General features: G+C 74.5%; 23 protein-coding genes. 11 read left to right on the top strand and 12 right to left on the bottom strand.

The annotated features are described in order from the left end of the window. The first annotated feature begins 370 nt into the window (after nucleotides 1-370). From AC07BF_RS18950 to AC07BF_RS18935, 4 genes are all read left to right on the top strand, one after another. Nucleotides 371-1,495: a DegT/DnrJ/EryC1/StrS family aminotransferase gene (locus AC07BF_RS18950; RefSeq protein ID WP_363617160.1), complete on the top strand. Its 1,125-nt coding sequence runs from the start codon at nucleotides 371-373 to the stop codon at nucleotides 1,493-1,495. Nucleotides 1,496-1,591: 96 nt separating this feature from the next. Next, nucleotides 1,592-2,536: an NAD-dependent epimerase/dehydratase family protein gene (locus AC07BF_RS18945; protein ID WP_363582573.1), complete on the top strand. Its 945-nt coding sequence runs from the start codon at nucleotides 1,592-1,594 to the stop codon at nucleotides 2,534-2,536. A 12-nt stretch (nucleotides 2,537-2,548) separates the two neighbouring features. Further along, a complete protein-coding gene (locus AC07BF_RS18940) occupies nucleotides 2,549-3,628 on the top strand; it encodes a glycosyltransferase family protein (RefSeq protein WP_478333625.1) in 1,080 nt (359 codons plus the stop codon). Nucleotides 3,629-3,881: 253 nt separating this feature from the next. Then, a complete protein-coding gene (locus AC07BF_RS18935; RefSeq protein WP_478333624.1) occupies nucleotides 3,882-4,829 on the top strand; it encodes an excalibur calcium-binding domain-containing protein in 948 nt (315 codons plus the stop codon). Between the two features lie 92 nt (nucleotides 4,830-4,921). On the opposite strand, the gene AC07BF_RS18930 is transcribed toward AC07BF_RS18935, so the two are convergent. The 4 genes from AC07BF_RS18930 to AC07BF_RS18915 form a co-directional block, all read right to left on the bottom strand. Beyond that, the gene (locus AC07BF_RS18930) at nucleotides 4,922-5,671 is read right to left on the bottom strand and encodes a polysaccharide deacetylase family protein (protein WP_478333623.1); all 750 of its coding nucleotides are present in this window, start codon (nucleotides 5,669-5,671) and stop codon (nucleotides 4,922-4,924) included. Between the two features lie 5 nt (nucleotides 5,672-5,676). Then, entirely contained in the window at nucleotides 5,677-6,408 is a 732-nt protein-coding gene (locus AC07BF_RS18925; protein WP_244293554.1) for an SDR family NAD(P)-dependent oxidoreductase, read from the bottom strand. Between the two features lie 135 nt (nucleotides 6,409-6,543). Beyond that, on the bottom strand, nucleotides 6,544-7,470 hold the full coding sequence (locus tag AC07BF_RS18920) for a DMT family transporter (protein WP_363582567.1): 927 nt from the start codon (nucleotides 7,468-7,470) through the stop codon (nucleotides 6,544-6,546). 118 nt (nucleotides 7,471-7,588) lie between these two features. Continuing rightward, nucleotides 7,589-8,392, bottom strand: coding sequence for an SAM-dependent methyltransferase (locus tag AC07BF_RS18915; protein ID WP_363582565.1), 804 nt, complete (start codon nucleotides 8,390-8,392; stop codon nucleotides 7,589-7,591). A 224-nt stretch (nucleotides 8,393-8,616) separates the two neighbouring features. Between AC07BF_RS18915 and AC07BF_RS18910 the strand changes: the two genes are divergently transcribed. Next, nucleotides 8,617-9,312: an RNA polymerase sigma factor gene (locus AC07BF_RS18910; protein ID WP_363582563.1), complete on the top strand. Its 696-nt coding sequence runs from the start codon at nucleotides 8,617-8,619 to the stop codon at nucleotides 9,310-9,312. Between the two features lie 95 nt (nucleotides 9,313-9,407). After that, the gene (locus AC07BF_RS18905) at nucleotides 9,408-10,064 is read left to right on the top strand and encodes a hypothetical protein (RefSeq protein ID WP_363582561.1); all 657 of its coding nucleotides are present in this window, start codon (nucleotides 9,408-9,410) and stop codon (nucleotides 10,062-10,064) included. 30 nt (nucleotides 10,065-10,094) lie between these two features. Here the strand turns inward: AC07BF_RS18905 and AC07BF_RS18900 are convergent, their stop codons facing one another. The 4 genes from AC07BF_RS18900 to AC07BF_RS18885 form a co-directional block, all read right to left on the bottom strand. After that, nucleotides 10,095-11,837, bottom strand: coding sequence for a condensation domain-containing protein (locus tag AC07BF_RS18900; RefSeq protein WP_478333622.1), 1,743 nt, complete (start codon nucleotides 11,835-11,837; stop codon nucleotides 10,095-10,097). Nucleotides 11,838-11,983: 146 nt separating this feature from the next. After that, complete coding sequence (locus AC07BF_RS18895; RefSeq protein ID WP_478333621.1) at nucleotides 11,984-12,763, bottom strand: hypothetical protein; 780 nt, start codon at nucleotides 12,761-12,763, stop codon at nucleotides 11,984-11,986. Nucleotides 12,764-12,767: 4 nt separating this feature from the next. After that, entirely contained in the window at nucleotides 12,768-13,058 is a 291-nt protein-coding gene (locus AC07BF_RS18890) for a phosphopantetheine-binding protein (RefSeq protein ID WP_478333620.1), read from the bottom strand. A 69-nt stretch (nucleotides 13,059-13,127) separates the two neighbouring features. Further along, a complete protein-coding gene (locus AC07BF_RS18885) occupies nucleotides 13,128-14,060 on the bottom strand; it encodes a 3-oxoacyl-[acyl-carrier-protein] synthase III C-terminal domain-containing protein (protein ID WP_363582555.1) in 933 nt (310 codons plus the stop codon). A 143-nt stretch (nucleotides 14,061-14,203) separates the two neighbouring features. On the opposite strand from AC07BF_RS18885, the gene AC07BF_RS18880 reads away from it, so the two are divergent. The 4 genes from AC07BF_RS18880 to AC07BF_RS18865 all read left to right on the top strand — a co-directional run bounded on the left by AC07BF_RS18880 (nucleotide 14,204) and on the right by AC07BF_RS18865 (nucleotide 17,625). Then, complete coding sequence (locus AC07BF_RS18880; protein WP_478333619.1) at nucleotides 14,204-14,527, top strand: hypothetical protein; 324 nt, start codon at nucleotides 14,204-14,206, stop codon at nucleotides 14,525-14,527. Further along, the gene (locus AC07BF_RS18875) at nucleotides 14,524-15,717 is read left to right on the top strand and encodes a glycosyltransferase (RefSeq protein ID WP_478333618.1); all 1,194 of its coding nucleotides are present in this window, start codon (nucleotides 14,524-14,526) and stop codon (nucleotides 15,715-15,717) included. Before AC07BF_RS18880 ends, AC07BF_RS18875 begins: the two co-directional genes overlap by 4 nt. 146 nt (nucleotides 15,718-15,863) lie before the next feature. Next, nucleotides 15,864-16,838 (top strand): ATP-binding cassette domain-containing protein, encoded by a 975-nt coding sequence (locus tag AC07BF_RS18870; RefSeq protein ID WP_363582550.1) that lies wholly within the window; start codon nucleotides 15,864-15,866, stop codon nucleotides 16,836-16,838. A 22-nt stretch (nucleotides 16,839-16,860) separates the two neighbouring features. Beyond that, nucleotides 16,861-17,625, top strand: coding sequence for an ABC transporter permease (locus AC07BF_RS18865; protein WP_363582548.1), 765 nt, complete (start codon nucleotides 16,861-16,863; stop codon nucleotides 17,623-17,625). Between the two features lie 84 nt (nucleotides 17,626-17,709). Here the strand turns inward: AC07BF_RS18865 and AC07BF_RS18860 are convergent, their stop codons facing one another. The 4 genes from AC07BF_RS18860 to AC07BF_RS18845 form a co-directional block, all read right to left on the bottom strand. Continuing rightward, complete coding sequence (locus AC07BF_RS18860) at nucleotides 17,710-19,023, bottom strand: aminotransferase-like domain-containing protein (RefSeq protein ID WP_478333617.1); 1,314 nt, start codon at nucleotides 19,021-19,023, stop codon at nucleotides 17,710-17,712. After that, nucleotides 19,020-19,955, bottom strand: coding sequence for an alpha/beta hydrolase (locus AC07BF_RS18855; RefSeq protein ID WP_400984978.1), 936 nt, complete (start codon nucleotides 19,953-19,955; stop codon nucleotides 19,020-19,022). The genes AC07BF_RS18860 and AC07BF_RS18855 overlap by 4 nt, the downstream gene beginning before the upstream one ends. 105 nt (nucleotides 19,956-20,060) lie before the next feature. Then, complete coding sequence (locus AC07BF_RS18850; RefSeq protein WP_363582542.1) at nucleotides 20,061-20,855, bottom strand: class I SAM-dependent methyltransferase; 795 nt, start codon at nucleotides 20,853-20,855, stop codon at nucleotides 20,061-20,063. Nucleotides 20,856-20,904: 49 nt separating this feature from the next. Further along, the gene (locus AC07BF_RS18845; protein WP_400805801.1) at nucleotides 20,905-22,005 is read right to left on the bottom strand and encodes an alpha-hydroxy acid oxidase; all 1,101 of its coding nucleotides are present in this window, start codon (nucleotides 22,003-22,005) and stop codon (nucleotides 20,905-20,907) included. Between the two features lie 174 nt (nucleotides 22,006-22,179). Between AC07BF_RS18845 and AC07BF_RS18840 the strand changes: the two genes are divergently transcribed. Further along, complete coding sequence (locus AC07BF_RS18840; RefSeq protein WP_400805803.1) at nucleotides 22,180-23,616, top strand: class I adenylate-forming enzyme family protein; 1,437 nt, start codon at nucleotides 22,180-22,182, stop codon at nucleotides 23,614-23,616. Nucleotides 23,617-23,625: the final 9 nt, after the last annotated feature.

Raw genomic sequence — 23,625 nt, 5'->3', positions numbered from 1 at the left:
GCCGCCCCGGCGCCTTTCGGCGCGGACCGCCCGCAGCATGACCCATCCTTGACGGCCGGCCCCTCCTCCGTCGTCGTCCCTGCGCAGGCCGTTTGCGTACTGCGGACGCAGTACGGCCCCTCCCCGGACGGCGGAAGCGCATCAGCTGTGGTGGGAGCGGTCGGGCGCACTCCCGGCGGTGGCGACGGGGCGGTGGCGGGGCAGCGGCAGGGCGGCGACGGGGCCGGGCGTCGTCACCCGGGCGGGCGGCGACGACGGGCCGCGGCCCGGCGGGCGAAGTAGCGTGATGTGCCGGGACCGACACTTTTCGTACGGTTCGGACCCATCTGACCCGATCGGTGCTGACCCCAGCCCGCCGCCGGAGGTGCCCATGGGCGTTCCAGCCGCCCGCATCGTGTTCGACGAATCCGACCGCGCGGCCGTCGCCGAGGCGGTGATGGAGATGCTCACCACGGGCGCCCTCACCCTGGGCCCGTGGACCGAGCGCTTGGAGCAGGCCTTCGCCGCCGAGCACGGCGCCTCGCACGCCGTCGCGGTGAGCAGCGGCACCGCGGCGCTGGAGGTGATCCTGCGCACGGTCGACGTCCGGGGCCGCGACGTCGTCGTACCGGCCGTCACCTTCTACGCGACCGCCGGCGCCGTCCTGCACGCCGGCGGGCGCCCGGTGATCGCCGACGTCGACCCGGCCACCCTGGCGCTCTCCCCCGAGACGCTGGAGGCGGCCCTCACCCCGGATACCGCAGCCGTCGTACTCGTCCACATCGGCGGACTGATCACCCCCCGGGTCGAGGAGCTGCGCGCGCTCTGCGACCGGCACGGCGTCCCGCTGGTCGAGGACGCCGCGCACGCCCACGGCAGCAGCCTCGACGGGCGCTGCGCCGGGACGTTCGGCCTGGCCGGGGCCTTCTCGTTCTACCCGACCAAGGTCACCACCAGCGGCGAGGGCGGCCTGATCCTCACCGAGTCGCCCGAGCTGCGCGACGAGGCCCGCACCTACCGCGACCAGGGCAAGGGCTCCTTCACCACCAACCACCACGTCCGGCTCGGCCACGCCTGGCGGATGAGCGAGCTCAGCGCGGCCGTCGGCGCCGTGCACCTGCGCCGGCTCAAGGAGTTCATCGAGACCCGCCGGGCCGTCGCCCGCCGCTACGACGAGGCGCTGGCCGGGCTCGACGGCCTGGAGCCGGTGCTCGAACCGTCCGGCTGCCGCGGCAACTACTACAAGTACGTGGCGCTGCTGCCGCCCGGGGTGGAGCGCGCCGCGTTCAAGCGGGCGGTCGCCGAGGAGTACGGCGTGCGGCTTTCCGGCGAGGTGTACGACCTGCCGCTGCACCTGCAGCCCGTCCTCGCCCCCTACCGGCGCGGGCCGCTGCCGGTCGCCGAGGACGTCTGCGCGCGGCAGGTGTGCCTGCCGGTGCACTCCGACATGACCGGGGACGAGACGGAGCAGGTCATCGAGGCCGTCTCGGCGGTGCACCGGAGACTCGCCGGATAGCCGGGGCGGGGTCGACCCGACCAGGCGGGCGCGCCGAGGCGCTCGACACGGAGTGCGAGAAGGCGCTCGACACGGAGCCCGACAAGGAGAGAGATCGTGCGGATAGCCGTCACCGGGGGATGCGGATTCATCGGGTCACACGTCGTGGACCACCTGATCGCGGCCGGCCACGACGTCCTCGCGGTGGACACGACCGACAAGTACCTCAACCCCGACGCCGAACACGCCCGGCTCGACATCCTCGACCTCGCGGCCCTCACCTCCGCGTTGGCCGGCAGTGAAGTGGTGTACCACCTCGCCGCGATGGCCGACGTCGAACAGGTCTCCGCCGACCCGGTGCGGGCCGTGCGGACCAACATCGACGGCACCGAGGCCGTCCTGGAGGCCGCCCGGCGCAGCGGACTGAGCCGCACCGTGCTGGCGAGCACCGTCTGGGTCTACGGCGCCGCTCTCACCGACGAGCAACTCGACGGCGGAGAGCAGGAGTTGGACGAGCACGTGCCGATCGAACTGGAACACAGCGGCCACCTCTACGTGGCCACCAAGCTCGCCGCCGAGATGCTGGTGCACAGCTACCGCGAGCTGTACGGGCAGCACTTCACCATCCTGCGCTACGGCATCCCGTACGGGCCCCGGATGCGCGACGAGCTGGTCGTCGCCCGGTTCGTCCAGGCCGCGCTCACCGGGCGGCCGATCACCATCGCCGGCGACGGGCGGCAGAGCCGCAACTTCGTCTACGTCGAGGACCTCGCCGACGCCCACGTCCGGGCCCTGTCCCCCGCCGCCGAGGACCGGACCTTCGCCCTGGAGGGCTCCACCGCCGTCTCGGTGCGCGACATCGCCGACACCGTCGACGACCTGCTGGGGCCGGTCTCGATCGAGCACATCGACGGCCGCAAGGCCGACTACACCGGGCGGCGGATCTCCTGCGCCCAGGCCAAGCGCCTGCTCGGCTGGTCTCCGCACACCAACTTCGCGGACGGCGTGCGGAGTTACGCCGACTGGTACCGGGCCGCCGCAGCCGCCTCCGCCGCCTCCTGAGCGGGCCGCCCGATGCCGCACGCCCTGCTCGTCTCCGGCTCCCTAGGCCAGGGCCACGACGTGATGGCCCAGGCCTGCGCCGACACCCTGCGGGCCCGCGGCTGGACCACCCACACGGTCGACGCGATGGCCCTGCTCGGGCAGCGCTCCGGCGCCGCCGGGGAGGCCGTGTTCCGGCGGCTGCTCGACCTGCCCGGCGTGTACGACGCCTTCCACTTCTCGGCGTTGCGGCCCGGCGCCCGGCTCGCGCTGCTCGCCGACGCGGCCGCCCGCAGCCGGCTCGTCCCGGCGCTGCGCCAACTGGTCGCGGCGCAGCGGCCGCAGCTGGTGGTCTCCGTGTTCGCCACCGCCACCTCGGCCGTCAACCGGCTGCCGCGACGGGACTTCCGGCACTTCGTGTTCTGCACCGACGTGACGCCGCACCGGCTCTGGGTGCAGGAGGGCACCGACCTCTTCCTGGTCACCTCCGAGGTCGCCGCCTGCGCCGTGCGCCGCTACCGGCCGGACGCCGCCGTCACCGTCCTGCCCGCTCCGCTGCGGGAACCGTTCTACCGGCCGCCCGGCCGGGCCGAGGCGCGTGCCGAACTGGGCGTCCCGGCGGGCGGGCGGTGCGTGCTGCTGATGTCCGGCGCCTGGGGGCTCGGACCGCTCGCCCGCACCGCCGCCTCGCTCGCCGCCGCCGGTCCGCACGTGCTCGCCGTCGCCGGGCGCAACCGGGAACTGGAACGGCGGCTGCGGGCCGCCGCCCGCCGGGAGCCGCGCCTGCACCCCTTCGGCTACACCGACCGGGTCCCCGCCCTGATGGCCGCCGCCGACCTCGTCGTCACCAGCTCCGGCGACACCTGTAGCGAGGCCCGCGCCCTCGGACGGCGACTGCTGCTGCTCGACGTCGTCCAGGGCCACGGCCGCGACAACCTCCAACACGAGCTGGAACTCGGCCACGCCGACGTCGCCTCCGCCCACCCCGCCGAAGTGGTCCGCAACGCCCTCGCCGCCCTCGCCCGCCCCGCGCCCGCGCCCTCCCCCGGCGCCACCCCGGAGCGCTGGCGCACCGGGTTCACCGCGGCCCTGGCGCAGGTGGGGCTGGCGTAGCCGAGCGCCGGGGCGAGCCATACGGGAGTCCCGGCCGGGGTGGAGCCGTGCACCCGGGCGGGGGCCGGGGCCGGAGTTCGCTACCTGGCGCATACCTGTTCCATACGAGTCCTTTACACTCTCCGAAGCCTCCGGACGGCCCCGGACAGCGGCCTCGCCCGTCGGCAGCGGCGGCCGTCCAGCCCAGGCCGGAGCACCCACCCCGGGGTGCCGCTCTCCCCGGGGACACACTCCTGCTCGAAGGAACCCCCTCGTGACCCCCGACCCGCACCGGCCGCCCGGGCCCCAGGCCGTACCGCCCCGCACCACGGCCAACCGGCTCGTCCGAGCCGCCACCCTGCTGTTCGTACCGCCGCTCGCCGCGATCTGGCTGTGGCGCTCCCGCCGCCTGCACGTCGCCGCCAAGGTGGCGCTGACCTTCTGCTGCCTGATCGGCTCGCTCTTCTGGTTGGGCGTCATCACGGGGCCGAAGCCGGAGAAGGCGCAGCCGGTCGCGGCCCCGGCGACGACCGCCGCTCCGGCTCCGACCGCTACGGCTACGGCTACGGCTACGACGGCGGCCACCCCGGCCGACGCCGGGTCCCCGACGCCGGCCCTGAGCGCGACTCCGACTCCGAGCGCGACTCCCACTCCCACTCCGACTCCGAGCGCCGTGTCGGGTGTCATGCCCGACGTCGCCCAGCACACCGCCGGGGAGGCGCGTGCCCTACTGGTGGCGGCCGGTGTCGCAGCCGACCGGATCCAGGAGCACAGCCGCTACCTGGACCTAGCGCTGCCCGCCGACCACGACGCCTGGGTGGTGTGCGCGAACGTGCTCCAGCCCGGGAGCAAGCTGTACCCGGCGGCCTCTCCCGCGCTCCAGCTGGTGAAGCCGGGGGCTTCGTGCCCGGCGGACCGGTACGCGGCGCTCTACGCGGACGAACGCAACGACCCGTCCAGCCCGAACCACCAGGGCAACGCCGGCGGCAGTTCCACTGGCGGGTCGTCGGGCGGAACGTCGGGCGGAACGTCAGGCGGGGGCTCGGACGCGAACTCGGACGGGGCGTCGGGTGGCGGTTCCCAGGGCGGTGCCGGCGGCAGCGCCTACTACAAGAACTGCGACGCGGTGAAGGCCGCCGGCAAGGCCCCCCTGCACCGGGGCGACCCCGGGTACCGATCCGGCCTGGACCGCGACAACGACGGCGTCGCCTGCGAACGCTAGAAGACGCCGAGCAACGCCACACGGCGAAGCCCCGCCTCGGTCGAGGCGGGGCTTCGCCGTCCGCCCGGCGCTCGGCGGCGGGCGCGATGCCGTCAGCCGCGGGCGGCCCCCGGGACGGCGTGGTCGCGGAGCGGGCCGAGGGTGAGGGAGTGGGCGCGGCAGTGGGCGGCGATCAGCGGAAGGGCGGCGAGGGTGGCCCGCCAGGAGTCGGGGGCGGAGGTGCAGTCGGAGTCGTGCAGGAGGAGGGTCGCGCCGCCGGTGAGGCCGGGGCGGGCGGTCGCGTAGACGGAGGCCCCGGTCGCCTCCGCCGTCCAGTCCCGGCCCCAGGCCGTCCACAGCACCGGGCGCAGGCCCAGCCGCCGGGCGGCCAGGGCCGGGCCCGCCGTCAGCACCCCGTACGGCGGGCGGTACCAGTGCGGGCGCACCCCGCACAGCGCGGTCACCGCCTCGGTCGCGTGGCGCAGTTCGCGCAGGTCACGGGCCGGGGCCGGGTACCACTGCGGCCGGTGGTGCCAGCCGTGGACGGCCACCTCGTGGCCGCGCAGCACCAGCTCCCGGCCGAGGGCGGGGGCGCGCTCCAGCATCGAGCCCAGCAGGAAGAAGGTCGCCCGGACACCGTCCAGGGCGTCCAGCGCGTCCAGGATCTCCGGGGTGCTGCGCGGGTCGGGGCCGTCGTCGAAGGTCAGGGCGACATGGTGCGGGTCGGCGCCGTGGCCGGCGGTTCGGCGGGCCAGCGTGCGGCGCAGCGCCGGGAGGCGCACCGCCGCCGGGGCCAGGTGCCCGAACTCCGCCGCAGCCGCCGTCACGGTTGCCGTCGCGAGCACCCGGGTGGCCGTGTTCACCGGGCTCACCCGAAGCGGGAGGCCATGCGCCGGAACACGCCCGGTGCCACGCCGTGGATCCGGGCCGGGAAGCCGAGCCAGTGCGGCACGAAGAGCCGGTCGCGCCCGGTGGTGATGGTCGCGACCACGGTGTCGGCGACCCGCTCCGCCGGGACGGGCCGTGGCCGCTCCCGCTGGTAGGGGGTGCCGCGCCGGTCGAAGAACGGGGTGTCCACCGGGCCCGGCAGCACCAGGCGCACCCCCACCCCGGTGCCGCGCAGCTCGTACCAGAGGCTCTCCGCGAACATCGCCAGCCCGCCCTTGGTCGCCGCGTACCCCGACTCGTCGCGCACGCCGACCTGGCCGGCCATCGAGCCGAGCAGCACGATCCGGCCCCGGCGGCGCTCCAGCATGCCCGGCAGGAGCAGGCGGACCAGCCGCAGCGGGGCGGCGAAGTTGACCTCGATCATCCGGTCCAGGACGTCCGAGGGGGTGTCCGCGAACGGTCCGCGCCACCCCAGGCCCGCACTGGCGACCAGCGCGTCCACCCGGCCGGCCTCCGCGAGGGCCGCCTCCGCGAGCCGGCTCGGGCCGTCCGGCTTGCTCAGGTCCTCGGGCAGGACGCGGCCGCCGGTCCGGGCGGCGACCTCGTCCAGGCGGGCGCCGTCCGTACCGGACAGCAGGGTCCGCCAGCCGGCGTCGGCCAGGCGGACGGCCGTGGCCAGGCCGATGCCGGAGGACGCGCCGGTGACGAGCACGACCGGAGGGTCGGCGGGCCCCGGCCGTCGGGGGCCCGGCTGGGCTTCGTCCGCCATCGCGCACCTGCCGCTCCGTGGGCGTGTCACCGTCCGATTTGTCCGGCAAGTCACCTTCGCACGGCGGCGCCACCCGGGCTACCGGGGCGGGACGGCCGGCTCCGCGTCCGCCTCCGGGTCCGGGCCCGGTTCAGGGTCCCGGTCCGCCGAGCCCGGCCGCGCGGCGGCCACCTCCGCGGACTGCCCCTCCAACTCCCCGAACCTGGACAGCAGGAAGGTGCCGCCCACCGCCACCGCGAAGCCCGCCAGCGCGCACCACTCGAACCCCGGACGCGCCGCGTCGCCCAGCGCCGCCACGCCCACCAGCGCCGGGCCGAAGGTCTCGGCGACCGTCCCGGCGGCGGTCGCGGCCGTGACCGTGCCGCGCTGAAGCGCCAGCGCGTACGCCAGGTAGCCGCCGAGGCCGCCCACCGCGAGCGCGTACGCCGCCGGGTCGGTGAGGACGGTGACCAGGCTCGACGCGTCCATCACCCGCACCGCCAGGCTCGTCACCCCGAACCCCACCCCCGCCAGCAGCCCCAGCCCGGCCGCCGCCACGGTACCGGCCCGGCGCACCAGGACGAGGGTCAGCAGCAGCATCACGGCGGTCGTCGCGAGCAGCGCCCAGTGGAACAGCGGCGGGGCGTGCTCCCGGCCCTCCCGGCCCGACCCCGACGCCAGCAGCGTCAGGCCGACCACCACGGCGACGATTCCCGTCACGTCCCCCCGGCGCAGCCGCGCCCCGAGCAGCCGGACGGCGGCGAGCGCCGTCACGGCCAGGCTCGCGTTGGTGACGGCCTGCACGAGGAACAGGGGCAGGCTACGCAGCGCCACGATGCTCAGCGCGAAACCGACGATGTCCAGCACCGTGCCGAGCAGGAACTCCCACGACCGCGCCAGCGCGGCCAGCAGCCCCGCCCGCACCCGGTCCGCCTGCGGCGCCGACCGCGCCCCGCGCGCCTGGAACACCGCCCCGAACCCGAAGCAGACGGTCGCGACCAAGGCGGTGGTGAGTCCCAGCAGCATGCCTCTCCCAGCCTCACGGGCAGCATCGATCCACCACCAGTCTGTCCCCGGGACGGCGGGGCCGCACGGGTGGAGGGGGTTGGGTGGCGACCGGGCAGGGGCGACCGGGCGGGCGGGGTCAGGGCTTGAGCGCCACGGCCGCGTAGGCGGCGGCCTCGGGGGCGGTGGCCGGCGGGTCGGCGGGGGTGGGCCGCCAGTGGGGGGTGGGGACGGTACCGGGGGCGATGAGGCTCCAGCCGTCGAAGAAGCGGGTGAACTCGGGGAGCGTGCGGGCCTGGGCGGCGGTGCCGGCGGATTCGTAGATCCGGACCAGGCCGGCGATCTCGGTCGGGGCGAAGTCGGGGGTGACATGGGTCATCACCAGGGCGCTGCCGGGGGCGAGGGCCGCTTTGAGGTGCTCGACGAGCTCGTGGGCGCCACGGGTGTCGGGGACGAAGTGCAGGAGGGCGTTGAGGGAGAGCGCGACGGGCCGGGTGAGGTCGATGGTGTCGCGCAGGCCGGGCGAGGCGAGGAGGCGGGCGGGGTCGGTGACGTCGGCCTCGACGTAGGCGGTGCGGCCTTCGGGAGTGCCGGTGAGCAGCGCCTGGGCGTGTGAGAGCACGATCGGGTCGTTGTCGGCGTAGACGACGCGGGCGCACGGTTCGACGCTCTGGGCGACCTCGTGGAGGTTGGGCGGGGTGGGGATGCCGGTGCCGATGTCGAGGAACTGGTCGATGCCGGCCCGGGCGAGGGCGCGGGTGGAACGGTGGACGAAGGACCGGTTGGCGCGGGCGGCGACGCGCAGCCAGGGTGCGACCGCGAGGGCGTGCCCGGCGGCCTCGCGGTCGGCGGCGAAGTTAGTGAAGCCGCCGAGGTAGTAGTCGTACATCCGGGCCGAGTGCGGCATGTTGAGCCGCAGGTCGACTCCGTCGTAGAGGCTCATCGCGTTCCCCCTCGGCGTCGCGGACACCTGTCGATTGGTGCCCACCGTATCCGGAGGTCGAGCGCGGACCGCCGCGCTCCAACCAGTCGGGCGATCCCATGGGATGACGATCTGTATTCGGGATGCGGCCTGGAGTGACGAGCCGGATGGACTGAGGATGGGCGCAGACAGCCCGAACCTCGAGTGGCCCGCCGAGCTGCCGGCGGCCACGGAAAGCAGGCTCGATGACGATCGACAGGGACGCCCCCGTGCGCGGGTACCGGGGAGGGCCGACGCTGGAGCGCGCCGACGGCGCGGAGTCGGACCGGGAGGCCGGTGGCGACCTCGGCCTGCGGCTGGACCTCACCTACGCGTCGTTCTGCGAGACCCATGAACCCGCTTGGCACGCTCTCGCGTTGACCAGGATAGGCGGCCAGGCGGACGCCGCACTGGTGGTCGAGGCCGTGAAGGCGGACCTGGCCCGCTGCTGGCCTCAGGTGCTGCGGTTCGAGGAGCCGGCCGCGTACGCCTGGCGGTTGGCGAACCGGCACGTCTCGGACTGGATGTCCGCCGAGGAACCGGTGGCGGTGGAGGCCGTCACCTTCGCCGCGGTGATCGGCGCGTTCAAGCAGGTCGCGAACGGGCTGCTGCACAGCGAGGCGGACGAGGTGCGGCTGTACGCGGCGATCCTCGAACTCCCGGACCGACAACGGGATGTGATCATCCTGCGGTACCTGCTGGGCCTGCACGTCAAGGTGATCGCGGCCTACCTGGGGCGGCCGGTGGCGACGGTGCACTCCAACCTGCGGCACGCGCGGGAGCGACTGGCGCGCCGGCTCGGCGTGGGCGAACTGCCCGACCGCTCGGGCGAACCGGCCGACCGAGCGGGTGAACCGGCCGACCGAGCGGGTGAACTGCCGGACCACGCGGGTCAGCTGTGACGCCCGGGCAGGAAGCGGACCCGCCCGACGGGGCGGGCACGAGCGACAGGACGGGTACGAGCGGCGAGGCGGGTACGAGCGGCGGGGGGCGTGCGGTGGTCCACGTGCCCCGGCCGGAGCGCGCGCACGCCGAGCGCATCGCAGCACTGCGCCAGGCCCGGCTCACGGCCGCGCCGACACACCTGCCGTCGGAGTTCGAGCAGGCCGCCTTCGAACTGGGCCTGGTGGTGGCCCTGGTACTGGGCGCACCGGACGCCTCCCGGGGGCTCGACCTCCTGGTGAACGCCCGCCGGATCCAGCCCGAGGGCGCGGAGGTGTTCGCCGCGCTGCTCTACGCGACCGGGCGGGAGGAGGGCGCCGAGTTCTGGTGGCGCTTCGCCGCCGGATCGGGCTGCGGCACGGCGGCGTACTGCCTGCACCTGCACCATCTGAAGCTCGGCGAGAACGACGACGCCGACTACTGGCGGGCCTGGTCGGACCAGCTGGTTGCGGCCGGACGCCCCTCCGGGCCGATGCCGTTGCGGATGACCAGGCCGCTACTGCCGGACGACGTGCGGCGCGACATCCTGTCCCGGGTCCACCACGGGCTGGCGCCGCAACTGCCGCCGCGGCTGGTCGCGGTGATCGACCGGCTGCCGTTGCAGGGCGACGAGGACGAGGAGGAGGTGCCGAGCCCGTGGGGGCTCACCTCGGGGGCGACCTCGGAGTGTTCGTGGGATGTCCGGTGGGACGGCGAGGACCCGTTGGAGTGAGCCCGCCCGCGCCTGCCCGTGCTCCCCCGTTCAGGTGAGCACCGCCTGCCGGGCGGCGATGTCCGGGTCGCGGCCGCCGCCGGAGGTGACGGCCTCCGCCCCGGAGCCGGTGTGCCGGACGACGTAGTGGTGCGGCGCCATCGCCGTGTCGCGGCCGGGCAGAGCGGCGACCACCGCGTGGTGGGCGACGGCCGGGGTGAGTTCGCGGTCCGCGCTGGTCAGCCTGGCGGTCAGCCTTCCCTCGTCCAGCGCCAGCTCGATCTCCGCCCGCGCGCCGAGGGCGGCCTCCAGCAGGTCGCGAACGGCGGCCAGGTCGATCCAGGAGCCGTCGACCAGGTGCCACTCCCCGCTCCGGTCGGGGGTCGGCACGCCGCCGACGCCGGGCAGGGCGTCGAGCGGCACGGGCCCGCGGGCGGCGGCGGCCAGGACGGCGAGCAGCGCCCGCGCGAACCGGTCGGTCTCGTCCGGGTCCAGCACCTGCGGGCAGCTGATCAGGGCGAAGTCGAGGCTGCCGCTGATCCGCAGGATGGTGAACATCAGCCGGATCGGCAGCTGTGGGGCGGGCAGCCGGGTCAGTTCGGGGTCGGCGGTCGCGGCGGGTTGGGCGTCGGCGACGGCGGCGGGGATGGTCAGGCTCAGGTCGTTGACCACGACGTGGCGGGGGAACCGGCTGCCGCGCAGGTGGGCGCAGTCCTCGATGAGCCGCCAGACCTGTTCGGCGTCCAGGGTGCTGTGCCAGTAGGCGCTCAGCGAGGCCGCCTTGGCCCGGCCGATCAGCTGGTCGAGGTCGGCAGTCCCGGTGTCGAGCAGGATCAGGGCGTCCTGCGCCAGGGTGCCGACGTGGTCGACCAGGGCGGCGCGCTGACGGTTCGCGGAGAGCGCCGAGAGCGCCAGCCCGGTGCGGCCCGACCGGTGCGCGACGAGCGCGGCGAAGGCGGCGAGCAGGACGACGGACGGGCTCGCGCCGGTGCGGCGGCAGACGGCGGCGAGGTCCTCGGCGGCGGTGCGGGAGCGGACCAGGACGGCGGAGAGGTCGTGCGGGGGGCCGGTGATCCGCGCGTCGGCGAACACCACCTGCGGGCCGGTGGCGAGGCTGCGGGCCCAGTACCGCAGGGCGGCGGCCGACTTGCGGCGGCCCTGCGCGCTCCGTTCCGCGTCCGCGATCCGCAGCGGGGTCGGGGCGGTGACCGGCGGGAGGTCCTTGCCGGCGGCGAGGTCCAGCCAGTCCTGGATCAGCAGCACGGTGGCAGCGCCGTCGGCCCCCGCGTGGCAGACCACCGCGACCAGCCGCAGCAGTCGCTCCCCGTCCGCGACGAGGGTGAAGCGCAGCCGCGGGGCGGCCGCCAGGTCGAACGGAACGGCGACGTCGGCCCGACCCAACTCAGCTGCGAGCGCGTCCAGTTGGAGGTCGCTGCGGTCGCCCGCCTCGATCACGGTGACGGTGAACCGGCCTTCCGGGTGCACCACCTGGCGCTCCGGGAAGCCGTCCGCGCCGGGGCCGGCGGGGAAGGAGGTGCGCAGCGACTCGTGCCGTTCGACGAGTCGGCGCAGGGCGGCCAGCCCAGCGGACACCGAGGTGCCGTCCGGGACGGGCCAGAGCGAATCCTTGTTGATCTGCTCGGGGGCATCGCGCCCGATGCACCGGATCATGTTGTCCTGGCCGAGCGTGAGCGGCCCCGAATCGACAGCCGCACCACCGGCCGAGCCGTCGGCCGAGGCCGCGTACCGGACCTCGATCCGTCTACTGGTCTGTGTCTCGCCGTACGGGGTCACGTCGTACGCGCCTTTCGGCTCGCCGGGGAAGGGTTCAGCGGGGGTGCGATCGGGACGCTACCAGCGACCTCGCACACTGGTCCAGCACACCGATGGTTCGTCAATTCCCGTGCGAGACAGGAGAGTTGGCATGAACCGAACCATGACTACGGAAGGGTCAACGCGCTCAGCACGCCGAGCCTGCGGTCCAGGTCGGCGACCAGGACGGGGCGCCCCTGCGCCCGCCAGGCGGGCAGCTGCTCGGCGAGCTGCGCCCAGGCCCCGGTGAACGGCTGGGCCGCCGAGCCCTCGGCACCGGCCAGCCCGGGGCCGAGCACGAGCGCCGGGTCGGGCCCCAGCTCGGCGGCCCGGGCCCGCACCACCGCATCCGACAGCTCGGCACCGGGCATCTGGTGGACGGTCATGTCAGGCCCGGGGGCCTCCTCGCAGACCAGCACCACCACACCGTGCCGCTCCGGCAGCGCCACCGGCGCGGCCGGCTCGTGGTGCAGCGCGGTCTGCTCGGCGAGCACCACGACCGCCCGGCGGCAGGATCCGGTGCGGTGGTAGTCGACCGCGAGGCGCAGCGCGGTGAAGGCCGCTGCGACGCCCTGGTCGCAGACCGCGAAGGCGAGCGGCGTGCCCGGACAGGATCGGCTAAGCGCCAGCGAGGACGGCGCACCCGGTCGGACGTCCGGGGTGTCGAAGGCCAGGATCAGCAGGTCGACGGGCTCGTCCTCGGCGAGCGCCTCGCGCACCAGGCCGGCGGCCAGCTCCTCGTAGGAGTGGCCGACGCCCTCGCTCAGCAGGTCCTCGCGCAGCGGCAGGCCGTAGGGGCGGACGAGGTCGGAGACGAACACCCGCAGGTCCGGATGGAGCGAGGCCTCCGAGCGGCCGTCGAAGCGCCGCGCGAGCGCCCGGGTGATCCGCAGGCCGTGGTCGGCCACCTGGTCAGTCCTCGGGGATGACGTGTCCGGCGACGTAGTCGGCCAGCTTGGCGACCGAGCGCAGGTCGTCCTCGGTGATCTGCTCGACGTCCACCTGGATGTCGAGCGACTCCTCCAGCTCCAGGATGAGCTCGATGGTGCCGGCGGAGGTGAGGCCGAGGTCGTCGAAGAGGCAGGCGTTCTCGGGGATCTCGGGCAGTTCGCGCTTGAGGACTCGGGGCAGCAGCTCGCCGATGCCGGTGCGGATCCGCTCGCGCAGCTCGGGGTCAGTGGTCTGGACCACAGGTTCTGACATGGGTGTCCCGTCCCGTCGTACGTGGGAGAGTGGTCTGGCGTGGGAAAGACGGACGAAGCCGACGCTTCGTCAGCAGCGGACCGCCATCGCGGAGAAGGTGGCTCCGACACCGGCGGCGGCGATCAGGTAGTGGTCGCCGCGGCGCAGCAGCCCCCGCGTGGTGGCGGTGTGAAGATTGATGAGGCTGTCCGCAGCGAAACTGTGCCCCACCGACAGCACGTTGTCCAGCACCACCTTGTCGAGCGGATAGCCGATCCGGCGCGCTATCATCCGCCACGACGCCTGGTTGACGTTGTGCGGAAGCACCGCGGCCAGGTCGGAGAGGTCCAGACCGGCCTCGTCCAGGGCGGCCTCGATCGCCTCCACCATCACGTTGGGGTACTCGCGCTGGTAGCGGGCCAGGAGGTCCGCGTCCTCGGCCAGCCGGCCGTCGAACTCCGGGCGCTGGCGCACCGCGAAGGAGAGCACCCGGTGGCGCTCGCCGTCGGCGCTCACCAGACAGGCGGCCGCGCCCTCGGCGAAGATACCGGTCTCGGGCACCACCTGGGCGTCCTTGGTGAAGGTCTTCTCGCCCGCCAGGATGAGCGCCAGTGCCCGCGGGTCGGGCTCGGCGGCGAGCAGCCGGCCGGCCAGGTCGATGGCCAGCAGGCCCACCGCGCACGCGTGGTGGGTCACCGTGAAGGCGTTGGCGTGCGCGAGGCCGCGCGGGGCGAGCAGGTCGTGCAGTGGGTTGAGCGGGTAGGGCACCGCCACCGGCATGCTGCGCGCGTGGATCACGAAACGGACGTCCCGTTCGCGTCCGCGCAGCTCAGGCAGGTTGTCGAGGGCGGAGTCAAGCAGGTCGGGCAGCGTCCCGGACGGGTCCAGACGTAGCTGGTCCAGTCCGTGGAAGCGGCGGAAGAGTCGAAGTTGACGTGGGGTCAGGCCGATCCGCTCACCAACCGCCTCGATGGGCACGGCGTGCGGGGGGAGGTGAACGGCCACTGCCTCCAGTGCTGTCACGCGGGCTAGTATTCCGACGCCCGCCTGGTCGCACAAGTGATCTCGGGCCCTTCACCGTCGCGTTCGTCTCCGAGGCCGCCGGATCCGCCTGCGGGGCCTACGCGTTCACCCCCGTGCCGTCGAGCAGGTGGGAGACCCCTTCGATGTCCGATGCCATTTCTCACACGTCGTCCGACCGTGAACCGCAGCACCCCGCCGCGCCGTTGCACCCCGAGCTGGCCGCGCTGCTGGCCGAGGCCGCCGGGGCACCGCCCGGCTGGGCCGACCGGCTGACCCCGGACGCCCGGCTGGACGGCGACCTGCTGCTCGACGAGGGCGAACTGGCCGCGCTCGCCGGGCGCCTGCGCGAACGCTTCGGCCCGGCGGCCGACCTGGCCCGGCTGCGCGCCGGGCTGGACCTGGCCGCCCTGGAAGCGCTGACCGTCGCCGACCTGCAGAAACTGATCCCCGAGGAGCGTGCGCGATGACCCGGTTCCTGCTGGTGATGCCCCCGTTGACCGGCCACGTCAATCCCGCGGCGGGCATCGCCGCCGAGTTGACCGCGCGCGGACACGACGTCGCCTGGACCGGCACCGAGTCGGTGCTGCGCCCGCTGCTCGGTCCCGGGGCCCAGGTGCTCGGCACCGGCACCCGGGCGTTCCGGGCGCAGGGCGGGCACGGGCTCGCCGCGCTGCGTTCGCTCTGGGAGGGCTTCATCGTCCCGTACGCGCGGTTCACCGCGAAGCCGCTGGACGCGATCGTGCGGGAGTTCCGACCGGACGTCCTGCTCGTCGACCAGCACACCCCGGCGGGCGCGCTGGCCGCCCACCGGCACGGCCTGCCGTGGGCGAGCTTCGCGCCCGGGGCGATGGAACTGGGCCGCCCGTACCGGGCGCTGCCGCAGGTGGAGGCCTGGATGACCGGCCTGCTGCGCGGGTTGTGGGAGCGCGCCCGGCTGCCCGTGCAGGAGTACGTGGACCCGCGTTTCTCCCCCGCCCTGGTGCTGGCGACCACTGGTCCCGCGCTGACCGGTGACGACGCGCCGCCCCCGCACCACGCGCTGGTCGGGCCGGTCCACTCCGTTCGGCCGGCCGATCCGGACTTCCCGTGGGAGCGGCTGCTGCCCGGGCGCCGGCGGGTGCTGGTCACCATGGGCACACTGGCCGGCGAGCTGGGCGCGGACTTCCACGCGCGGGCCGCCCGGGCGCTGGAGCTGTGCGGCGACGACGTGCAGCCGGTGTTCGCCGCCCCGCGCGAGCTGCTGCCCGAACTGCCGCCGCAGGCCGTCGCGGTGGACCGGGCGCCGGTGCTGGAGCTGATGGCGCGCGGCGCGCTGGACGCGGTGCTGTGCCACGGCGGGATGAACACCGTCGGCGAGGCCCTGACGCACGGCCTGCCGCTGGTCACCGCACCGATCCGGCACGACCAGCCGTTCGTCGCGGCGCAGGTGGCGGCGGCCGGGGCGGGGCTGCGGGTGCCGTTCGCCCGGGTGACGCCGGAGCGGCTGGCGCGGGCCCTGCGGGCCGTCCTGGACACGGCCGACTACCGGCGCAGCGCGGTTCGGGTCGGCGAGGCGCTGCGCGCGGGCGGCGGGGCGGCCACTGCCGCGGACCGGCTGGAGGCCCTGGCGGCCCGAGCCGGGCAGGACTTCCGACAGCCGCTGCCGGGGACCCTGTAGCAGACCGGAAGATCAACGTCCATTGGTCTAGGCCATTGTCTCCGGGCCTGAGTTCGGCCTAGGGTGGCGCCCAGCACCGCCTTCGCAGGTGCCGAGCACCGCCTTCCCAGGTGCCGTGGCAGCCCATCCCCGCACGGGAGTTCCGGTTGATCGAGACCACGGGACTGCGCAAGTCCTATCGCAAGAAGACCTCCCGCAAGAGCGGCGAGAACCCCACCGTCGACGCTGTGCGCGGCATCGACCTGTCCGTCGACGCGGGCGAGATCTACGGTTTCCTCGGGCCCAACGGCGCCGGGAAGACCACCACCCTGCGCATGCTGGCCACCCTGATCCGCCCGGACGGCGGTCAGGCCAGCATCGCCGGGGCCGACCTCTTCACCGACCCGGCCGGTGTACGCCGCCGGATCGGCTACGTCGCCCAGGGCGGCGGCACCACCGACACCGTCAGCGCCCGCGAGGAGCTGGTGCTCCAGGCCCGGATGTACGGCGTCGCCAAGGCGCAGGCCGTCCAGGCCGCCGAGGGCGCGCTCAAGGCCTTCGACCTGGCCGAATTCGGCGACCGCCCGTGCGCCACCTACTCCGGCGGCCAGCGCCGCCGGGTGGACATCGCGCTCGGCGTCATCCACGAGCCCCGGGTGCTGTTCCTGGACGAGCCCACGGTCGGGCTGGACCCGGCCAGCCGGGCGTACGTGTGGGAGGAGATCCGCCGGCTGCGCACCGAGGGCATGACCGTCGTCGTCACCACGCACTACCTCGACGAGGCCGACGCCCTGTGCGACCGGGTCGCGATCGTCGACCACGGCCAGGTGGTGGCCGAGGGCACGCCCGAGGTGCTCAAGCGCGAGATCTCCGGCGACGTCGTGCTGCTCGGGTTGGAGCCCGGAGAGGGCGTCGCCGAGCGGGCCGCCGAGGTGCTGCGCCCGCAGCCGTACCTGCACCGGCTGGAGTTCAGCGGGGAGGACGGACTGCGGCTCTACCTGGAGGACGGCGCGGCGGCCATCCCGCAGCTGCTGCGCGCGCTGGACGGGGCGGGCGTGACGCCCGGCACCGTCCAGCTCCAACGCCCCAGCCTGGACGACGTGTTCCTGGCCCGCACCGGCCGTTCGCTCCAGCAGTCCTGATCCGCCCATTCCTGGGGAGACCATGAAGCTCGCCCGCGACACCTGGCTGGTCTTCCAGCGCCAGGTGCTGCTGATGATCCGCACCCCGATCTGGATCGCCGTCGGGATCATCCAGCCCGTGTTCTACCTGCTGCTGTTCGCCCCGCTGTTGAAGAAGGTGCTCGCCCCCGACGGTGCCAGCAGCTACGCCGACGCCTACCAGGTGTACGTGCCGGGCCTGCTGGCGGTGCTGTGCATCTTCGGCGGGCTGTTCACCGGCTTCAGCCTGCTCGGCGAGCTGAGGGCCGGCATCATCGAGCGCTCCCGGGTGACGCCGGTGAGCCGGCTGGCGCTGCTGCTCGGGCGGGCGCTGCGGGAGATGGTGGCGCTGCTGGTGCAGGCCGTCCTGATCACCCTGATCGCGCTGCCGTTCGGGCTGCGGGTGAGCCCGCTGAACCTGCTGCTCGCCTACCTGCTGCTCGGGCTGCTGGCGCTGATGACCTCGGCGATCTCCTACGGCATCGCGCTGATGGTGCCGACGGACGCGGCGATGGCACCGGTGGTGAACACCATCGCGCAGCCGATCGCGCTGCTCTCGGGGGTGCTGCTGCCGCTCACCCTGGCGCCGCACTGGCTGCAGCAGACCGCCAAGTGGAACCCCTTCTACTGGGCGGTGGAGGGCATGCGCGCGCTGTTCTCCGGCCACCTCGGGGACAGTGCGGTGTGGCAGGGCCTGCTGGTCGTCGTGGTGATGACCGTGCTGTCGGTGTACTGGTCGGCCCGGTTGTTCTCCACCCGGGTGCGCTGAGACACGACGCACGAGGACGGGGACACGTGCACGAGGAGGGGCCCGGCTCACGAGCCGGGCCCCTCCTGCTGTTGCGAGCGTCGTTCAGGAAGCGATCGCCCGGGAGGCGATGAACGCTGCCAACTTTGCCACACCGTCGATAATCTGAGTCTGTGTCAGCGAACTGATCGAGAGCCTCAGGCGGTGCTCCCCGCCGCCCGCCGGGTAGAACGGCGCCATCGGCGTCCACAGCACCCCGTACCCGCGGGCACAGCGCTCCATCGCCGCGTCGTCGGCGGCGAACGGGACGGTCAGCACGGCGAAGAAGCCGCCCTCGGGCCGGTTCCAGGACACGCCCGAACGGCGCCGCTCGGAGGCCGGGAAGTGCCGGTCCAGCTCCCGCAGCAGGGTGTCCATGCCCGCCGCGTAGTGGGCCGTGGCGGCGGCGTTGGCGGCGCGCAGCCGGCAGTCGTGGCGCAGCAGCATGCCGCCGATGACGGCCTGGCTGAGCGCGGGCGTGTTGACCGTCGTCATGCTCTTCAGCTTGGCCAGTTCGTCCGCCAGCAGGGTGCGCCGCCCGCCGGGGCCGGCCACCTCCTGGTCGGCCACGACGTAGCCGAGGCGGGCGCCGGGGAAGCAGGTCTTGGCGAAGGAGCCCAGGTAGACCACCTGGCGGCGGCGGTCGAGCGCCTTGAGCGTCGGCCGCTCCCCCGGGTCGCGGGCGAAGAAGCCGTACGGGTTGTCCTCGATGACGAGCAGGCCCTCCTCGGCGGCCGTCTCCAGCAGCCGGGTGCGGGCCGCGACGGGCATGCTGGTGCCCGAGGGGTTGGCGAAGTCCGGGACGACGTAGAGGGCGCGCGGGCGGCGGCCCTCGGCCCGCACCGCCCGGGCGGCGGCGCGCACGGCCTCCGGGTCGGGGCCGCCGGCCGGGCCCTCGGGGACGGGGAGGGTGGTCAGGTCGAGCAGCCGGGCGGCGCCGGTGACCCCGACGTAGCAGGGCGAGCTGACCAGCAGGACGTCGTCCGGGCCGGCGCACAGCGCGCGCAGGGTGAGCAGCATGCCCTCCTGGGCGCCGACCGTCAGCACCAGGGCCTCGGGGGCCACCGCCAGGCCCTCGTCGTTGGCGAGGGTGCGGGCGACCAGGTCGGCGATGATCCCCTTGGTGGGGCCGTACTGGAACAGCGCGGTGCGCACGGCGTCCCGGTCGAGGCCGCGGGCCGCCAGGTGGGCGAGGTAGGTGTCCAGGTAGGCGGGGACGTCCTCGGGTTCGAAGAAGCCCTCGTAGGGGCGGCCGGGGGCGAAGGAGACGGCGTCGGGGTAACGGGTGGTGACCTCGTTGAGGAAGGTCATCGCGTCCAGCAGCGGGTCGGCCAGGCTGGCGTGCAGGTCGGCCAGGGGCAGGGGCTCGGGCGCGCTCACCGCAGGGCCTCGCGCAGCCGCTCGGCGGCGTAGCGCTGGGCGTCGGCGGCCGCGTCCAGGGTGCCGGTCATGGCGAAGAAGCCGTGCGGCATGCCGGCGTAGCGGCGGCGCTCCACCGGGACGCCGGCCGCGCGCAGCGCCTCGGCGTACTGCTCGCCCTCGTCGCGCAGCGGGTCGTACTCGGCGGTGATGACGGTCGCGGGCGGCAGTCCGGCCAGGCCGGGGGCGCGCAACGGGGAGGCGTGCGGGTGGGCGCCGTCGGCGGGGTCGGCCAGGTAGTGGCCCCAGTACCAGGCCACCGAGCGGCGGTTGAAGAGCATCGGGTCGTCGTGCTCGCGCAGCGAGGGGGTGTCGGCGGCGTGGTCGGTGTTCGGGTAGACGAGCAGTTGGTGGCGCAGGGCCGGGCCGTTCTCGTCGCGGGCGATCAGGGTGAGGGCGGCGGTGAGGTTGCCGCCGGCGCTGTCGCCGCCGACGGCGAGCCGACCCGGGTCGACGCCGAGCTCGCCGGCGTGTGCGGCGAGCCAGTACAGCGCGGCGCGGCAGTCGTGGACGGCCGCGGGGAAGGGGTGTTCGGGGGCGAGCCGGTAGCCGACGGAGGCGGTGACGCAGCCGGCCGCGTTGGTCAGCCGGCGGCAGATCGCGTCGCTGGTGTCCGGCGAGCCGAGGGCCCACCCGCCACCGAACAGGTACAGCAGGGCCGGTAGTTGACGGCCGGGCGGCTCGGGGCGGTAGAGCCGCAGGGCGAGTTCGCCGCCCGGGCCGGGGATACGGTGCTCCTCGACGGCGGCGACCGGCTCGGGGCTCCCGGCCGCGGCGCGGATGTCGGCGAGGTCGGCGGCGCGGGCCTCGGCCAGGGTGAGGGTGTAGAGCGGCGGCGCACCGCCGCTCGCGCGCCGGGCGCGCAGCGCCTCGGCCTGGGGGTGCAGGGGCATGGGTGGTCCCGTTCGGTACAGATCCGGTGCGGAGGCGTCGGCGGGCGGACTCAGGGCCTGAGGACTTCAGGATCCAGGGGTCCATGGGCCTGAGGACACGAGGGCCTAGCGGTCGGCTTCGACGTAGACGGTCTCGTCGGTGCGGAACGCGGTGTCGAGGTCGGCGACGTCGGGGCGGGCGCCCTGGCGGTAGGCGCAGTGGCGGATCCGCTCGGGTTCGAAGCCGGCGAGGGTGAGGACGTGGCGCAGCTCGTCCAGGTCGTAGATCCACTGGTGCCCGTAGTGGCGGAAGATCTGGTTGACCAGGAAGGCCGGGCGGGCGGGCATCGGCGGGCCGAAGCCGAGGGTGGTGAGGCGGCGGCGGTGCTTGGCGAGGAAGCCGTCCTCGTTGGCGTAGCCGGCCAGGTAGCGGGCGAGGTCCGGGGTGGTGAGGCGCAGCACGCCGCCGGGGCGCAGGACGCGGCGCACCTCGCGCAGCCAGCCGACCGCGACCGGCATGGTGACGTGCTCGATCAGGTGCTCGGCGTAGACCCAGTCGACGCTGGCGTCGGCGAAGGGCAGCGGCCGGCCGATGTCGAGCTGGGTGAACCAGCGGTCGCCGTCGACCCGGTAGAGGGTGCCGGGTTCGGTGGCGGCGTCGGGGCTGCGCAGGGTGGTGAGGTCGGTGCCGAGTCCTTCCGGGTGGGCGGTCCGGAAGGCGGCGAACTCGATTCCGGTGAGGCCGAGTTCGCGGAATCCGGCGTGGTCGCGGGGCAGCCCGCCGGGGTGCGCTTCGAGCGTGTCGCAGGTGGCGACCTGCTCGCTGAAGGCGTCCAGGCGGGTGGCGAGGCCGTCGGGGTCGTCCCAGTCCCAGCCGGGGAAGGGGTCGTTGCGTTCGGTCTCGGGGGTCGGTTCGGTCATCTGTTGTTCTCCATCCAGTACGGACAACGTGGTGCAGGCGGTGCGCGGTTCAGCCGGCCGGGCAGGGCCAGGGGGCGAGGGCCGTGCGGTCCAGGTCGGCGAGCCGGGGGCGGCCCAACAGGGCCATGGTGTGCTCCAGTTCGTCGCGCAGCAGGTCGAGGACTCGGTGCACACCCGCCTCCCCCTCGGTGGCGAGGCCCCAGAACACCGGACGGCCGACCAGGACGGCGCGGGCGCCGAGGGCGAGCGCGACGGCGATGTCGGCGCCGGTGCGCACCCCGCCGTCGAGCAGCACCGGCAGGTCGGCGGGTACGGCGTCGACGACCTCGGGCAGTGCGGCCAGGGAGGGCAGAGCGCCGTCGAGTTGCCGCCCGCCATGGTTGGAGACCACGACGGCGTCGGCGCCGTGCTCGGCGGCGAGCCGGGCGTCCTCGGCGGTCAGGATGCCCTTGAGGACCAGCGGCAGCCGGGTGCGGGCGCGCAGCCAGTCGAGGTCGGCCCAGGTCAGGGTGGGGTCGAACTGTTCGCGGGCGTGCTCGGCGATGCCCGAGCCGCCGTCCGTCGCGCGGTGGCTGGCGGACATCAGGTCCTGGTCCAGGTTGACGGCGCGGACGGCGGGCGGGATCGCGAAGCCGTTGCGCAGGTCGCGCAGGCGGCGGCCGATCCTGGGGGCGTCCACGGTCAGGACGAGCGCGCGGTAGCCGGCCGCCTCGGCGCGTTCGACCAGGGCGGCGAGCGCGGCGCGCTCGCGCAGCCAGTACAGCTGGAGCCAGAGCGGACCGGTGGCGGCGGCCGCGATCTCCTCCAGCGTGCGGCTGGCGAACATGCCGGCGACCAGCAGGGCCCCGGCGCGGCCGGCGGCGCGCGCGGTGGCGGTCTCGCCCTCCGGGTCGACCAGCCGGTGGTAGGCCATCGGGGCGATGCCGACCGGCAGGCCGAGCGGCGCGCCGAGCAGCGTGCTCGCGGGCGAGCAGTCGGAGACGTCGACCATCGTGCGCGGGCGCAGTGCATAGCGCGCGAACATTTCCCGGTTCGCCGCCACGGTGCGTTCCGTGCCGCTGCCGCCTTCGATGAAGTCCCATATTTCCGGGGAAAGTTGCGCGCGCGCGGCGCGCTCCATCCCGGCCAGCGTGAGTTCTCCCACGGGCATCCTCGATTCCGGGCGGCCACGCGTGGACCAGCCCCGGTTCGGCAGCGTAGGAGCAACAACCACATTGGTATAGACCTTGATTTGACCAAACGTCTGTGCAATCGTCTGGCAACGGAATTGACCGTTTTGGTTGTGAACGGCGTCCATGTCAAATCCCCTCACTTGTGTGGAGCGGTGTTGACCGGCATTTCCCCCTCTTCACTTCCGCCTTCCTCACCGCCGCACGCCGACGCCCCGGACGCCTGGGTCGACCGGCTGTTGCTGGCCGGTCCTGGAGGCGAGGAGTGCCTGCATCTCGGCGTACCACTCGACCGGGACGCCCTGCGCGCCCTGGTCGACGAACAGGCCGCGCACCTCGCCGCGGCCGGACTCGGCCCCGGCGGCACGGCCGCGCTACGGCTGCCGCCCTCGGTGGCGTTCGTCACGGTGCTGCTGGCGTGCTGGCGGCTCGGCGCCCAAGTGGCTCTGCTCGACCACCGATTGACGGACCACGAGGTCGACGCGGCGGTGGCGCGGCTGGCCCCGCAGGTCCTGGTAGGCTCCGCCCACCGGCCCGCGGCGGCCCTGCGCGGCTTCTCCGAGGTCGAGCCGGTGGCCGTCCGGCTGCCGGAAGGGCGCCCGGCCCGCACCGGGCACGCGCTGATCCAGCTCAGCTCCGGGTCCACCGGCCCGGCCAAGGTCATCGCCCGCACGGCCTCCGACCTGCTCCGCGAACTCGACTGCTACCACAGGCTGGTGGAGTTCCCCGGCGAGGGCGAGCGGGTCGTCCTGCTGTCCTCCGTGGTGCACGTGCTCGGCCTGGTCGGCGGACTGCTCAACAGTCTGCACGCCCGGGCCTCGCTCACCGTGCCCGAGCGGATGACGGCGGCGGGCATCCTCGCCGCGGTCGCCGCCGGCGACCGGCCGACCACCGTCATCGGAGTGCCCTTCCACGCCGAACTGCTGGCCGGCGCCGTCACTCCCCCGGCGCTGCCGGGGCTGCGGCGGATGATCGTGGCCGGCGAGCTGGTCCGCCCGGGCCTGCCCGCGCTGTTCGCCGACCGCTACGGCGTCCCGCTCGGCACCATGTACGGGATGACCGAGACCGGGGTCATCGCCACCGACCTGTCCGGCACGCTCCACCCGGCCAAGCAGCCCGTCCACGGGATGCGGCTGCGGCTGGTCGCGGGCGAACTGCGAATCGGCGCGGAATCCTCGCCCTACCCGGGGCTGGACGACCCGACCCGCTGGTCGGACGGCTGGCTGCACACCCGCGACGCGGCCGAACTCGACCCGGCCACCGGCCTGGTCACCGTCCTCGGCCGCCTGGACTCGCAGGTCTCGATCGGCGGCCTCAAGGTCGACCTCACCGAGGTCGAGCAGACGCTCACCGCGCTGCCCGAGGTCCGCGAGGCCGTCGTGGTCTTCGAGGACGGCGCGATCGAGGCCTACCTCGCCACCGAACCCGACGCCGACCTCGCCCTCATCCAGGACGGGCTGACCCGCCGGCTCGCCGCCTACAAGCGGCCGCGACGGCTCGCCCTGCTGCCCCGACTCCCCCGTACCGCCACCGGAAAACTCCTGCGCGACCCGGCCGCCCTGCGCAGCACCGCCACGGCCGCCGCGCTCTGATCCACCGCA

It is taken from the genome of Kitasatospora sp. NPDC043950 (genome assembly GCF_056435345.1).
The sequence above is the reverse complement of the archived record's forward strand: the minus strand, read 5'-3'. Positions and strand labels throughout refer to the sequence as shown.